At 43.0% G+C, this 15,080-nt stretch carries 14 protein-coding genes; 6 read left to right on the top strand and 8 right to left on the bottom strand.

All coding sequences use genetic code 11. The features are described 5' to 3' along the window. The first annotated feature begins 352 nt into the window (after nucleotides 1–352). From N8A86_RS13170 to N8A86_RS13145, 6 genes are all read left to right on the top strand, one after another. Nucleotides 353–871: a SanA/YdcF family protein gene (locus N8A86_RS13170; RefSeq protein WP_337251606.1), complete on the top strand. Its 519-nt coding sequence runs from the start codon at nucleotides 353–355 to the stop codon at nucleotides 869–871. Between the two features lie 102 nt (nucleotides 872–973). Continuing rightward, complete coding sequence (locus tag N8A86_RS13165; protein ID WP_273565812.1) at nucleotides 974–2,227, top strand: NRAMP family divalent metal transporter; 1,254 nt, start codon at nucleotides 974–976, stop codon at nucleotides 2,225–2,227. A 193-nt stretch (nucleotides 2,228–2,420) separates the two neighbouring features. Then, nucleotides 2,421–2,693, top strand: coding sequence for a hypothetical protein (locus N8A86_RS13160; RefSeq protein ID WP_273565811.1), 273 nt, complete (start codon nucleotides 2,421–2,423; stop codon nucleotides 2,691–2,693). Continuing rightward, the gene (locus N8A86_RS13155; protein ID WP_273565810.1) at nucleotides 2,635–3,045 is read left to right on the top strand and encodes a hypothetical protein; all 411 of its coding nucleotides are present in this window, start codon (nucleotides 2,635–2,637) and stop codon (nucleotides 3,043–3,045) included. Before N8A86_RS13160 ends, N8A86_RS13155 begins: the two co-directional genes overlap by 59 nt. Then, entirely contained in the window at nucleotides 3,006–3,701 is a 696-nt protein-coding gene (locus N8A86_RS13150) for a hypothetical protein (RefSeq protein WP_273565809.1), read from the top strand. The genes N8A86_RS13155 and N8A86_RS13150 overlap by 40 nt, the downstream gene beginning before the upstream one ends. 193 nt (nucleotides 3,702–3,894) lie before the next feature. Then, nucleotides 3,895–4,086, top strand: a complete 192-nt coding sequence (locus N8A86_RS13145) for a hypothetical protein (RefSeq protein WP_273565808.1) — start codon at nucleotides 3,895–3,897, stop codon at nucleotides 4,084–4,086. Between the two features lie 10 nt (nucleotides 4,087–4,096). On the opposite strand, the gene N8A86_RS13140 is transcribed toward N8A86_RS13145, so the two are convergent. From N8A86_RS13140 to N8A86_RS13105, 8 genes are all read right to left on the bottom strand, one after another. Next, nucleotides 4,097–6,043 carry an OmpA family protein gene (locus N8A86_RS13140; RefSeq protein ID WP_273565807.1) on the bottom strand — a complete coding sequence of 649 codons (1,947 nt, stop codon included), beginning with the start codon at nucleotides 6,041–6,043 and terminating at the stop codon, nucleotides 4,097–4,099. Between the two features lie 10 nt (nucleotides 6,044–6,053). Continuing rightward, entirely contained in the window at nucleotides 6,054–7,034 is a 981-nt protein-coding gene (locus tag N8A86_RS13135) for a PorP/SprF family type IX secretion system membrane protein (RefSeq protein ID WP_273565806.1), read from the bottom strand. 7 nt (nucleotides 7,035–7,041) lie between these two features. Then, nucleotides 7,042–9,741 carry a T9SS type B sorting domain-containing protein gene (locus tag N8A86_RS13130; protein WP_273565805.1) on the bottom strand — a complete coding sequence of 900 codons (2,700 nt, stop codon included), beginning with the start codon at nucleotides 9,739–9,741 and terminating at the stop codon, nucleotides 7,042–7,044. Next, nucleotides 9,722–10,765: a Calx-beta domain-containing protein gene (locus N8A86_RS13125; protein ID WP_273565804.1), complete on the bottom strand. Its 1,044-nt coding sequence runs from the start codon at nucleotides 10,763–10,765 to the stop codon at nucleotides 9,722–9,724. Before N8A86_RS13125 ends, N8A86_RS13130 begins: the two co-directional genes overlap by 20 nt. Before the next feature lie 157 nt (nucleotides 10,766–10,922). Further along, nucleotides 10,923–11,807, bottom strand: a complete 885-nt coding sequence (gene fabD, locus N8A86_RS13120) for an ACP S-malonyltransferase (protein ID WP_273565803.1) — start codon at nucleotides 11,805–11,807, stop codon at nucleotides 10,923–10,925. Nucleotides 11,808–11,948: 141 nt separating this feature from the next. Then, nucleotides 11,949–12,458, bottom strand: coding sequence for a gamma carbonic anhydrase family protein (locus tag N8A86_RS13115; protein ID WP_273565802.1), 510 nt, complete (start codon nucleotides 12,456–12,458; stop codon nucleotides 11,949–11,951). Nucleotides 12,459–12,525: 67 nt separating this feature from the next. Further along, complete coding sequence (locus N8A86_RS13110; protein WP_273565801.1) at nucleotides 12,526–13,254, bottom strand: LytR/AlgR family response regulator transcription factor; 729 nt, start codon at nucleotides 13,252–13,254, stop codon at nucleotides 12,526–12,528. Between the two features lie 104 nt (nucleotides 13,255–13,358). Continuing rightward, nucleotides 13,359–15,074 (bottom strand): tetratricopeptide repeat-containing sensor histidine kinase, encoded by a 1,716-nt coding sequence (locus N8A86_RS13105; protein ID WP_273565800.1) that lies wholly within the window; start codon nucleotides 15,072–15,074, stop codon nucleotides 13,359–13,361. Nucleotides 15,075–15,080 lie beyond the last annotated feature (6 nt).

Genomic DNA, 15,080 nt, shown 5'->3' with positions numbered 1-15,080 from the left:
TCGATTGCTTGATAGACAAATATTTAGATTTGCACAACGTTGTTCCCTTATCTGATAATTATGTGTGCGGATAATTTTTGATTGGATAAATTACAATAAAAATCGGAACAAATTCCATCTGAAAACCAACTGCGTAAAAGTGAATTTTGATAGGGTCATGGTCTTTTCCTTTTGTTCAAAGGATGCTAGAAATACTATCCGCCTTTTAACTACCTTTGTTCAAGTGTGTCAGGCCAAATGAAAAAGAAGTACCTAAAAATATTGGGTTTGCTCATTGCGATACCGCTTTTAATCATACTTCTTTGCAATTATACCATTGATTCTTCCGCAGAGGGAAAGACCTTTTCCGATATTGAACAGATTCCAAAAAAATGTAGGACTCGTTCTAGGCACCTCAAAAAAATTGATCGGCGGGCTGCCCAATCCCTATTATACCTATCGCATTGACGCAGCGGTCGCCCTTTTCAAGGCCGATAAGGTCAATTTTATTTTGGTCAGCGGTGATAACGGCACGGTATATTATAATGAACCGACGACCATCAAAAAAGACTTGGTCCAAGGCGGCATTCCCGAAGACAAGATATTCTTGGACTATGCCGGTTTTCGGACTTTGGACTCTATGGTTCGCGCGAAGGAAGTCTTCGGACTGGAAGAGGTTACCGTAATTTCACAAAAATTCCATAATGAACGTGCCATCTATCTCGCCGAAAAAAAAGGTCTAAAAGCCATTGGATTTAATGCCAAGGATATTTCAGGACAACAGGGGTTCAAAGTTCAATTTCGAGAATATTTTGCCCGGGTTAAAGTGTTTATCGACCTCACGTTCAATACGCAACCTAAGTTTTATGGGGATAAAATCGAAATTAGGTAGCCCTTTTACGATTTACCCGCCGATTTTTTGAAAATACCTATAAACCAATCAAGAAAAAGCAAGTGAAAAATTTCCTATTTTCGAAAGGATAACCGACACACCATGTCAAAAACCAAAACATTTTTAAAGAATTTAGGGCCAGGTCTCCTCTTCGCGAGTATGGCCATAGGCACTTCCCATTTGGTACTTTCTACCAAAGCCGGGGCGCAATACGGTTGGATCATGGTCATTCCGATAATTCTTGCGAACGTTTTTAAGTATCCTTTCTTTGAGTTCGGGGTGCGTTATACTAACGTAACCAACAAAACGCTTATCGAGGGATACCTTAATCGCGGCAAGGGCTATCTATGGTTCTATGCAGCAATCACACTGGTAACTACCTTTACCATTTTAGCCGCCTTGTATACCGTGACTGCAGGACTTTTCATCAACCTGTTTAAAATAACAGATATCTCGATAAGCTTGGTGGCATTGGGACTTTTTGCCTTTATAAGTGCTTTATTGATCATAGGAAAGTATCGGTTTTTGGAGATTTCACTCAAATTTGTGGTCGCGATATTATTCATTGCCCTGATCGTAACGACTGCGCTTGTGATGTTTCGGGGGCAGGTCGCGGAAGTCGAAGGCTTCACCCCTACTCCTATTTTCAACGAAATGGGAATCCTTTTTTTAATAGGATTGATGGGGTGGATGCCCACTACCGTTGAAGCCTCAAGCTGGGTCAGCCTTTGGAGCATTGAGAAATGGAAGACCCAAAAGCAAAAGCCATCTTTACGCGAATCGCTTCAAGAATTCAATATCGGTTATTTCATGACAGCCTTGTTAGCTATTTTCTTCTTAATAATTGGCTGGTTCACCCTGTATGGCACCGGCACCGAACTGAGCGGAAATGCGGTAACATTCGCAGATCAGGTCGTCAATCTATTTACTACCCATATTGGTTCTTGGGCCTATATCTTTATTGCCGTGTCGGCATTTGCGACCATGTTCAGCACCTGTATGACCGCACATGATGCGGTGACAAGGGTAGCATTGGATATTATCGACTTGTTAAACCCGAAGGTTACAATGACCGGTAAGAGAGGTTATTTCGCAACCGGGGTAATAGTCTTGGCCTTGGTCAATTTTGTTGTGGTAGCCGCCTTCGCGGCCAATATGGGCCAACTGGTCGCACTAGCGACCTTCGTATCTTTTGTAGTGGCCCCGATTATTGGGTATATGAACTTGAAAAATGTAATGAGCGATGATTTGCCCAGAGCTCACCGCCCTAAAAAAGGGCTACAGATACTTACCTATATGGGCATTGTATTTCTCTCTGTCTTTTCATTGATTTATTTTTGGATGGTCGTCTTTTAGACCTTTGTAATCGGGCCCGCCCGAAATTCACTTTTTGAAAATATCAGATTAGCACCCGAGAAAAGAGTTATTTTCCAAATAAACTGTTAAGCCAAAAGGTAGTTCACCGAGTTTTTTGTTAAAACAAGAAGACCACACGTATGTACGCTACCCTTTTATGCGTACATCTTTAAACCCCTTAAATTTTACGGAAATGAAAAGAACACTAATCACCGCACTATGTTTTATGTTCGTTTTTTTTACGAATTGCAAAAGAGAAGACATTAACGATGTTATCGATACCAATGGCCAACAGGACGAGCAGCTGGGTTCGGATCAAACCGATACCACAAGTGTCGACACCCCCACTGAGGATATAAGTCTTGAACTGGTCGCGAACGATCTTGAGCCCCACCCCATGCAAGATATTGCCCGGCCCATATCTACTACAGGCCATTACCGATCCATCGTTCGGCACCACCATTAGACGGATTACCAACGCGGGAGACGGCAATGTTATAAAACCCATGTATAGTACCATACAAGCATGGAATGCCGATGAAAGCTTAATGATCCTCTACGACCAGTCGAACGGCGTACACCAGCTTTTGAACGGTATGGACTATGCCTTTGTCAGAAATTTGGACGACTTGCTTCCTGATGATGTCGAGCAGATTTTCTGGGACTTTAATGATCCCGATGTTTTCTTCTATGTGGATAGAATTACTGCAGATCTCATCAAATATTCCGTAGGAAACAAGACTAAGGATATTTTGGCGAACCTAAAAGAACTGACCGATTGGGGGGAAACGTTGGCTCAGGAAACGATGTGCAAATGATGTCTTGGGATTCGGATATACTTGGCTTTAGATGCGACAATGCCAATGCATACTATTATCGCATATCTACTGGGGAAGTTACGCAATTCGATATCGACGATATCAACTATACCGCACCAATGCCCTCACCAAGTGGAGAACGCTTTTACCACGGGCAGGGTGTTTATAGTATCGATGGTTCAAGAATAACGAATCTCAATGAAAAGAAGGTAGAACATTCTTGCCTCGGCAGATTGGCCAATGGAACGGATGCCCATTTCGCCGTTGCCTTTGGTGAAGGACCTGAGGGCGGATGTATCGGAAACATCATCGCTCATGACCTGAGCACTGGCGAATGCTTTTCGGTAATCAGCGAAGAACAAGGCTACGACTACCCGAAGACCGGCACCCATATATCGGCAGTGGCACATAAAAATCCCGGGTGGGTGGCGGCATCTATGATCGGATTTGACGAAGATGGCCAAGAACTCTTAGACCAAGAACTTGTTTTGGCACGTGTCGAGAAGGGCAATGTAGAAGTCTATCGCATCGGCCATCACAGGGCCGACGAAAATGAATTTGACTACTGGGGCGAGCCTCATGCAGTCATAAGCCCCACGGGTAAAGGGTATTGTTCGGCTCAGATTGGAGTGGTGCCGACGACGGCAAATCGGTAGAATCGTATGTGGTAGAATTACCGGCATTCAACAAATAACCTTGGGGTCGTCCCAAAAGGTTCCCCAATATTTTGGGCCGGAAACATTATATTTCCGGCCCTTTTTCGATTTTAGCATTTCATTAACAATGCTAATTTGTAATTGGGCGTTATGTTACAAACCTTTGCAATCGCAAAAGATAAAATGAAAAGGAATGAAGTTGATCGATATCAAGAGGAAGACAAAGAACGAAAAAAGATATACCCCAAAAATGGGTATTTTGTACACTAGGGTAACCTATATCAAAAAACGCATTTTGGGTATGCCCGTTGCCACGCTTCACAAATATCGAGCAACCTACTACTGGGAAATCAAAGATTGTAAGAACTGTGTGATATCAGCATAAAAATCTTTCTCTAATTCAACTCTTCGAAATTATCGACTATGAAAAGGGTTCTGGAGTTTTGATTATGTAGAAATTCTAAACAGTACACGCCATCCTTACAATTGTTGGTCAACTGACTTTCCCCGAAACCTACTGTTTTGACAATACTTGTAGTAGGTACTCCCTTATCCAATATATACGTTTTTATCGCTTGGGCCTGATTCTGGGAAAGTTTTAAATTCGTATTCCTATTGCCTCGGCTATCGGTGTGAGATTCGATCCTAACCTTCATTTCCGGAAATTTTTGCAGCGCATCGACCACCTTATCCAACTCAATTGCAATCTCAGGCGTTACTTCACTTTTATCTTTCTCGAACAAAAAATCGTTCAATTTCAACGCCAGTTTGCCTTCCTTCTCGGTAATGACATCCGCCAAAATCAACATGTCGATTTGTATCGGGGAGCCGTTGACACGTTCCAGTTCTTCTTTTGTATAGGCTTTTAGGTACCTAGAATGATTTTCTTTGAACGCCTCTACCGTAACCTCATCACGCCATGGAATTTCCAACTGATAATTTCCACTAACATCGGATAAAGTCTCTTTAATCAAAGTGCCTTGGCCATCTAAAATACGAACGGCAACGTCGGACACACCGACCCCAGTTCTAGGTTTGGCCACTACGCCCTTTAAAACCAAAGTTTTTAACCCAGGTAGCGAATTGACCCTAAAACCATAAATATCATCTTTGCCTTTGCCGCCTGGTCGGTTCGATGCGAAATAACCTAAGTACCCGTCTGGCCCTTGTTCTCTAAGGACAAACCCGAATTCATCATATTCCGAATTTATTCCTCTTCCCAAGTTTATCGGTATGCTATAGGTATCATCAGGTTGAATGCTTGTCTTATAGATATCCATTCCTCCCAAACCATAAAACACATCCGAAGAAAAATAGAGGCTATTATCAAATATAAAGGGAGCTATTTCATTGCCAGGAGAATTCACTTTTGGCCCTGCATTGATAGGTTCCGACATAATCTGTGCATTATTGGTATACACAAAATAAATATCGGTACCGCCGTAACCATCATCAAAATTGGCGGCAAAATAGAGTTTTTCGGTCTCCTCTTCATAAAATGGATAGTAGAAAGAAGTGTTCAGGTCTTTTAGTAGATAGTGGAACGATTTATCTGCACCCACCGAGTTTCTTGCAATACCTATGGCCAAAGAATTTTTGTCTTTTTCATTATAAAGCAGTTCATCATTTTCGGCATTCGACAATACATAGAAAATTCGGTTCAGGGATTTTGCATAGTACGGTGTAGACTTATGATAACTCGAAGAGGGAATCACATCGAATAAACTCGGGTTCACAATATCACCATCACTACCGACCCTTGCCAGGTAAATATCCAGGTAAGCCTCGCCGGAAGGGCCATAAATCTCTTTGCCCTTATGCCCTCTACTGCTGCTAAAAAGTAGTTTATCATTAAAAAAAGCAGGTGAAAAATCGGCCTGGGGGCTATTTCCATTTATATTGAAGATATCGAATTTCGATACATTTTCGTCATTGGTCGATAATAGTTCACTATTGAAATTGGCATTTTCCACCAGCTCGTTCGATAATATATTGCTGTTCGAGGCAAGCAACGATGACAACGTATCGTTCTGCTTCGTTTTTGCCAAACTTTGCAACATTTTATTATATCGATGACTTGTTATAATGGTGTCATTTTTATTGACATCCAAATAGATTTTTGATGCTTCACTGTATTTACCGGTCTGAAAATAGGCATCAGCCAAGTTCAACCGTTTTGTGTTTGAAAGAACGCCTTCTTGCATCTCATTTTGATATTCACGAATAGCATCATTATAAGCATAGGCATAGAAATAGTTATCGGCCTTTGAATTCGTTTCTTGTGCCAACGACTGCCCCAACCCTACAATTATTAAAAGAATAAAAATCCTTAGTTTACTCATGATTGCTGCTTTAGAAAAACCTTGGAGTATCAATTTGTTTTGGTTTGCCCTTATTATTCCGTTTGCTGCTTTTGCTACCTTCGCCACCCTTGCCCAAATAGAATTTCAAGATCATCTCATGTGAGCCACTATTGAACCGACCTAATGGGTTTGTATTATAATCGTAGGAATAACCCACAAAAACGGAGGGGGAAATCTGGAATCCCGCCAACGCGCTGACCGCGTTACTTACTCGGTAAGAAGCTCCTGCCGTAAATGCGTTGTTTATCAAAAAGTTAGCTGAAATGTTAGCATTCAAAGGCGCTCCTTGAATATAGTTCATTAAGAATGCAGGTTTGAACTTAAGATTTTCAGATACATCGAAAACATATCCTCCGATAAAATTAAATTGCATCTTACCTTCTACAATAGCGGCGACCTCATCTTTATAAACGCCATCTCCTAAAAAATTCGGTGCCGATACCCCGAAATACCATAAATCGTCTTGGTACATGAACAAACCGGCACCTATGGTCGGATAGAACTTGTTCACCCTACCGTCACCACGTGGTTCGGGCCCTTCAAAAGTACCCTTGGAATAATCTAAATTCAGCAACGCCCCGCCCACATCCATACCGAAGGATAAATTTATTTCGTCGGTCACCTGGACCTGATAGGAATAAGACGCATCGATAAACGTCTGGGAAACCGGACCCAGTTGATCGCTTACCACGTTAAATCCAATACCGTGTTTTCGGTTCAAGAACGGAACGTTTGTACCTAACCTCAATGTTCGTGGGGCACCTTCTATATCGAGCCATTGTGCGCGATACATCAGGGCTATTTCAGGATTGAGAACCGAGCTCGAATAGGCAGGGTTAAAACTGCCGATATTGTACATATATTGAGTGTACTGCGGTTCATTCTGGGCATGCCCTTTATTGAAAAAGAAAACCAGCCCCAAGAAAAATATAATATTCCGAAATGTCAATCTAAATCGTATACGAGCCATTGTTCAATTATCTTATCAACTGTATCCAGCCTTTTGCAATTTTAGAACTTTCGTTCTCAATGGCTATGTTCAAAACGTAAAAGTACGTACCCTCTGGGACTTCTTTGCCCTTCCATGTGCCATCCCAGACTTTTTCTTCGGTCATATCATTCGCTTCGAAAACCAAATTTCCGTATCGGTTAAAAATATTAATGTTATAGGCAATTTCGACCAACTCGTCAATTCCATCGGCATTTTTGCGAATTCTATTAATTTTCAAGTCGTCGTTGATACCATCATCGTTTGGCGAAAACTGATTAAAAACAATACCCACGTCGATAACATTTCTAGTGGTAATCTCGACCTCGACCCCCGATTTGCTATCGGCATCATCGGCAATGCTTTCAGGAGGAGCCGACCGTATTACCTCCGCCGAATTAACGAAAATACCAACACTTCTAAAAACCACCTTATACGATAATTCGATTTCAGCGTTCACCGCCAAACTCTCAATAGTCCAGACCCTAGCGACAGAGTCAAAAGTAGTACCCGAGGGAACCACGGCTTCCATAAATTCAAAAACCGCACCCTCTGGACCCGTGAATGTATCCTGTACCCGAATATTGGATACGCTTTCACTTATCGATTTGTTGATTACCTTAATGAAGTACTCAACTTCTACCTCGTTATCAACATCGTTGATAAGGCCCGTTAGCTTACTTTTTCTTTGTTTATCAGGCCCTAATCTAGCGGTCTTTTCGACAATAAGATTAATACCTTCAGGCAAATCGATATTAATCTGTACAATGGCGACATTATTATCCGGCGTACTATCTTCGGGTAATGATGACAGTAATTCGGCCGTATTCGTATAAACGCCTCCTTCGATAATATCGACCGTAATTTCTAAGGTTTCAGAACTTGAGGCCGAAAGCTCGAATAGCTGCCACTCTCCCGTATCAACCATATAGGTACCGGCCGATGCGTTGTGCGATACGTAATCAAAACCTGTTTCGAGCAGGTCACCGATAATAATATTGCCTGCCCTTCTATCCTCTAGATTGGTTATGGTGACCGTAAAGACTACGCGATCGCCCACTACGGCAAATTCATTATCCACGACCTTAGTCACTTCTAAATCGATAGGCTGACATGCATCGCTCAGAGGGTCTGGATCACAAGGGTCGTCGGGGTTCGTACCATTGGCGATTTCTTCAAAATCGAAAAAATCGTCCCCATCAAAATTACATACACTATTTTCTCGGGTCGGAACACAGGGATTATCATTACCTGGATCCAATTGGTCCACGATACCATCATTATCTTCATCCAGAATGTTCGAATCCAAGGCGTCGATAACTCCATCAGGACTCGGATTGCCATCACTATCGACATCGCTATCCAACGGATTTTCAAGATCGTCGCCAACCTCTATGCCATCATCGATGCCGTCACCATCGGTATCGGCATTCTGCGGATCGGTACCCAGAGCTTGTTCCGTACCTCCAAAAAGTCCATCGCCATCATCGTCCGTATCGCAACTGCTTACCGAAACGGTGACCGATGCCGATTCATCTTCACAAGGGGCCTCTGCACCAGTCGTTGTATAGGTAAAAACATAAATACCATCAGGCTGACCGATAAAATCGATGCTACCCGTACCAGGAGCTATATTCGCTGGACCAGAAGTGAAAGCCCATACACCTGGATCTTCACCTGCTAATTGTTCATTTAGATTTAATGTGGTAACCCCAAATTCAGGATCGTTACATGATGAAGTATCTGTTGGAATACCCGCCGAAGGTTGCGGAACTACCGTACCTGTCACTTCTATTCTAGGCGATGAAGCACAGCCATTTTCCGTGGCCTCCACATAATACGTTGTGGTTTGCGTAAGATCATCGATGAAGCTGGCACCGGTTCCCGCTACCGTACCACCCGTCATTTGCGTATACCAACTAATTGTCGGGTTACCGGAAACCGTGGCCGTAAACGTGACCGGGCCAGGGCCACATCGTGTTTCTGCCTGTACATTGCTAACAATCGGGGTGTCATTAAGTATAACGTTGACCACCAAAGCCGGACTGGCGCAAGTATTCGCGGCATCCCAGAAAAAGGCATAGTATGTACCTGCAAGCGTCAACGTAGCATTGACCTCAGTAGATGACAAATGGGCACTAGTATTTTCGAGATCGGAATCGGTACTCCATCGTAACACCGAATTCGAGTCAGGAGGTGTACTGGACGTATAATCGCTCAAACTTACCGTAATATTGTCACAAAAAGTGGTATCTACTCCTGAATTTAGAACAGGTGCAGCATCACCTGCCAAACAAGGGTCACAATCGGTTACCGAAATGCTGATTTCTTCAAATTGGTTCGTACAGGGCGCGGTGCCCGTAAGGGTATAGCGAAATACGTACGTACCAGAACCGTCATTGTTAAAATTGACAACGTTACCACCACCTATACCGGGATTTCCAGGACCGGATTGATACGTCCAAGTACCTCCCGAATCTTCACCCGTAAGTCCATTATCGAGATCGAAGGTCGTAGTACCAAAGGAATTGTCATTACAGCTGGTCAAATTGGCAACAGGTGTCCCGGTATCGGGAGTTTCGTTGAAAGTTATGGGCAAAGCATCGCTTACCGGACTAAAACAGGTTTGTGATGAGGAATAGTACACCGCATAGTAGGTATCACTGGCACTAACAGTGGAACTGCCCAATAGATCGCCAACAACCGTTGGGGTAGGATCCGATCGTCCACCTCAGCGCAGCACCTGTCGGTGCACTTCCCGTACCGCCAACGACAAACGTATTTAAGTTTACCGAAGCCTGGTCACAAAAAGCGGTGGCATTATTGTTCAATGCTGGTGGTAGTGCCCCAGCGGGACAATCGTTATCTTCAATGGTCACCGTACGATCAGCCACTGGTTGGCTGGCCACACTGAACAACGCGTTACTCGGGGCTCCCAAGGTCAAGACTACCGTTTCGTCGGATTCGGAAATAACATCGTCTATAGGTATGATACTAAGTGCTCTTGCCGTTGTACCCGGAGAGCCCTCTAAAAATGTAAATGTCGCTTGGCCGGTAGTAGTGTAGTCGGACGTAGCGCCCCCGTTGGTAGCGGTACCCGACAAAGTGTAGGGCAAAGTTACCGTGGCACCCGTACCATTTTCTTTATCGAGACGAACCACAAACCTTCCTTGACTCGCTGTCGTAGCTGGGGTTTGCTCAATCGCATCTGAGTCGGTGCCGCCGGTTGTGTCAACAGTAAAAACGCCTGCGTCATTGTCTTGAATGGTGATAGTTTCGGTTCTTTGGGCCACAGGAGGCAAAGTATACCCCGTACCCGCGAGTATAGTAAGAATTACTGTTTCGTCTCCCTCGACCAAGTTATCGTCAACGATGCCTGTAACAGGAATGTCAAGAAAAGTAGCGGATGCCGGTAAATTATAGACCCCGGGAATAGAAGCTCGGTCTGCGCCGGCCTGAGCAGTACTTGCTGGCTCAACAACTACGTTTACAGTCTTTGCTAGGCTAAGTCCGGTGCCAAAAGTAATTCGAAAATTCCCTGGGTTTGCGGTTCCAGAAGTTTCCCCAGCAGCACCATCTGTTACCGCAATGTTGGCCACCGGAAGTTGCCCAAAGCCAAAAAAACAGCTGAACAACATGACCGAAATGGCACAAATCACTCTGTTGGAAATACAGGTACCAAACAAAGGCCCATACGTTTTTTTCAATTTCATAGACTGTTCTTAGAATCTCTTAAAATTCAATTCACAACAGCATGTAGTAGGTTTAAAAATGGGACTCAATATTACTAAAAAAATCGCCCATTGGCCGAAATTCAAGGTCAAATATGGCTTTTTCGGATGAAATACAGTAAATCGTGTTCTAAGGTACTTACGGTAATAAAACCGCCGTGGTTTCCACCGAGGGAACTATTTTTCTTACCAAACCTTGTAAAACATTGCCGGGACCTACTTCGGTGAACATAGTTGCACCATCATTTGCCATATTTTGAATGCTTTGTGTCCATTTTACAGGTGCCGTCAATTGTGCCATTAAATTTTTCTTAATCTCATAAGAATGAGTAACCGCCGTAGTGGTCACATTTTGATAAATCGGACAATTCGGTTTTGCAAACGCCGTATTTTCTATTGCGGACGCCAATTCTTCACGTGCCGGTTCCATAAGTGGCGAATGAAAAGCACCGCCAACGGGCAAGACCAAAGCTCTTCGTGCCCCGGCTTCCTTTAACTTTTCACAGGCCTTGCCTATAGCCTCGACTTCCCCGGAAATTACCAATTGACCTGGGCAGTTATAGTTTGCCGCAACAACGATGCCTTCGGTCTCTTCACATATTCTTTCCACGATACCATCTTCGAGTCCCAATACGGCGGCCATCGTGCTAGGCTGCAACTCACAAGCTTTTTGCATGGCCATAGCCCTTTTCGACACAAGACCAAGTCCATCTTCAAAATTCAGGGTTCCATTGGCTACCAAGGCAGAAAACTCACCTAGCGAGTGACCGGCAACCATATCTGGTGTAAAGGTCTCACCTATGACCTTACTCAAAATGACCGAGTGCAAAAAAATCGCGGGTTGTGTAACCTTAGTTTCTTTTAAAGCTTCGGGGGTGCCCTCGAACATAATATCGGTTATCGAGAAACCCAGTATTTCGTTGGCTATTTCGAAAAGTTCTTGGGCAAGCGGATATTTTTCATAAAGATCAAGCCCCATACCCACGAATTGCGCTCCCTGACCCGGAAATATGTATGCGTTCATTTCTTTTCAAATTTAAAGGCGCAAAAATAGGTATTAATTGTTAGAACGGATGAGATTCGGGGCGAGAAACAATGCTATATTAATTAAAAAAAATAGTTCCGATCGTTGCTATTATTATAAACAACCGAAACTGGAAATACCCTACTTGAACCAACTGGAATACGTAACATAATTATTGGCAATCCTATCTATTTCTCCAGAACTGAGCTCTGGACTAATATCTTTTATTTTCTTTGCGGGCATACCGGCGTATATCGTTCCCGAGGGTACATGCGTGCCTTTTGTTACTACCGCACCGGCTGCGACAATGCTATTGCTTTCAATAATACAATCATCCATTACGATGCTGCCCATACCAATTAGCACATTATCTTTTATCGTGCATCCGTGAACAATGGCATTATGACCTATCGACACATTGTTTCCGATTGTGGTCGGTGACTTTTGGTAGGTGCAATGTACTACGGCCCCATCTTGTATGTTTACTTTATCACCCATCTTAATAAAATGGACATCTCCTCGCAGCACCGCATTAAACCAAATACTACATTGTTCGCCCATCGACACTTCGCCCACAATGGTCGCGTTCTCGGCTATGAAGCAATCTTTTCCAATTTGGGGCGTTTTTCCGTTTATCGTTTTAATTATCATGTTAGGTGTTAGGTGTTAGGTGTTAGGTGTTAGGTGTTAGGTGTTAGGTGAAATAGAGTTTGTGGATTTAAAAATAAGCCAGCAGTTCTTTTTTCTTGGAAGCAGATACCATTAATTCCTTGCCATTGGAAACAATTACACTACCTCCTTTTCCCTTTTTATATTTCACCACTTCATTGACATTGACCAAATAGGATTTATGAATTCGTGCAAAAGGAAAGTCGGCCAAGGCTTCCTCAAAATATTTCAAGGTTTTGCTGACCAGTATTTTTTTATTCTCCAGATGGATCTCAGTATAATTGTCATCGGCCTTGCAAAAAACGATATCGGCAACATTCAACACCTGAAATCCGTCTTGTTGTGGCAAGGTAATCTTGCCCTCGACATTCTTGATCTTTGGTCGTATCAATTGGTCATCCAAGGCTTCTTCTTTTAATCTGATTTCACCAACATATTCGACTGCCTTTACCAACTCGTCAATGTTGATGGGCTTCATTAGATAGTATGCCGCATGATTATTCAGGGCATCCATGGCGTAATGGTTGTAGGCCGTGACAAAAACGGTTTCAAAGGTGCGGTCAGGTACTTGTTCCAAAAGGTCGAAAGCATTTCCGAAGGGCATTTCTACATCCAAAAAAACGAGATCTAAGTTATGCTTTTTGATGAGCTCCAATCCTTCTTGGATGGTCGCGGCTTCGCCCAACAATACCACATTCTTACAATATTTGCCGATGTAGTTTCGCAAAATCTCTCGGCTGTTTGCCTCATCTTCGATTATGATTGCGTTTAGTTTCATTCTGGCTTTGGTTTATCCGATTAGGGCTTAGGCTTTCAACCCTTCCGTCCCCGTCAACTTGGCGGGGACACCTCCCGTCGTCTGAGGTGAGGAGCCATTAATTTTCAATCCTTTTTTAAGGTAAAAACGACCTTTGTCCCATTTCCATTACTTTCCAAATCTGAGATATGAACGTCAATTTTATCCTTATACATATCATTTAAAATTGCGATACGTTTTTTGATGTTGCCCATCCCTTTTGATTTTTGTTTCTTTTGGTTCTGGGTTTTTAAGGCTGCGGATTTTTTCCTTCCTATACCATTATCCATTATTGTTATTTCAATGGAATCGCTGTCTTTCTTTTTCAAATCGATATGCAAATACCCTTTTTCCTCTTTATACCGCAGGCCGTGCCAAATGGCATTTTCGATATAGGGCTGGAGCAACATCGGGGGAATCTGATACGCATCCACATCAATATTTGTATCGAGGTTTATTTCATAATCGAATTTATCGGGAAAGCGTGAATGTTCCAATTTCGTATAGAGTTCAAGCAGTTCCAGTTCCTTCGAAAGCGGAATAAAATCTTCTTCGGAATTTTCAAGCACGGCACGCATCAAGGTCGAAAACTCGCTCAAATATCGGTTGGCACTACGTTCATCACTTTTGGCAATATAGTTATTGACCGAGTTCAGCGCATTGAATATAAAATGAGGGTTCATTTGTGAACGCAATGATTTCAAGGCCAAAAGGTTGTTCGCCAATTTTTGTTGCTGGTTGCTTCGGTAGAAAAAGAAGGCCGCCAGACCAGTCAAAATCATACCCAGAATCAGGGAATAAATGACCCATTGCTGCATTTTGTTACTACGGCGCACCAATTCTTGTTCGGTCAGGGCGAGATCATATTTGCTCTGAGAAAGTTCCCGCTCTTGTTCCAGGCCTGAAATTCGGCTTTGCTTTGACGCGATTTCTCGATTGAACCTAGCTGCCCTTGATATTTCCTGTTCTTTTCGCACATATAAAGTATCGACCAGGGCAGCGTATTCCTGTAAGGTTTCCAACGCTTTTGAATATTCCCCTTTGTATTTGTAGACTTCCGATAATTTTCGCGTGGCATCTTTTTGAACAACAATATCATCTTCAATATCGGCCTCTTCGATACTTTGTTTCAAATACGGTATCGCTTGATCATATTTGTCTTGAACGATATAGGCATTCGCAATCTTATAATTATTGCGTTGTGAAGTGAGGGTATCGAACTCAACTATGCCATACGTTTTTCCAGGAACAGTTTTGGGCAAATTTTTCAATTCACTCTGAATTCTTTTCCGCATTTCAATTTCCTCGCCATACTGGTTTCGTTGATTGTAGAAATCAGCTACTTTTTCCTTTTCCTGCACGGCGCGTTGGGGTGCGAGACTTTTTGAAAGCTCCAAACTATTTCCATAGTAGGCCTCGGCTTCTACGAGTCGATTTCCCTTTGTGTAAACATCCCCAATTTTTGAGTTCAAATCGGTCATCTTGGGAGTAATCTGATTTTTCTTGGAAACTATCAATCCCTCTTCATAAAAGGAGACCGCTTTGTCGATTTGACCTAATCCCGCATAGGTATCACCCAAAATTTCGAACAGTTCCGTGCGCTGATAGGGTATCATATCTTTGATTTCAACCAAGGGCAGCAATATTTTTTCAGCTTCGGATAATGCTTTGTTCAGCACATAGACCCTTCCTAGAAGCAAACTCGTTCTGGTGGTCTTGTTGGCTTCAAGCGCATCTTGATAGCTTGCAACGGCAAGATCATATTGCTTATGGTACTGATATACTTCGCCCAATGCCGTCAATGAAAT

The sequence above is a fragment of the Maribacter halichondriae genome (genome assembly GCF_027474825.1).
Classification (GTDB): domain Bacteria; phylum Bacteroidota; class Bacteroidia; order Flavobacteriales; family Flavobacteriaceae; genus Meishania; species Meishania halichondriae.
This window is presented reverse-complemented; position numbering and strand designations above follow the sequence as displayed.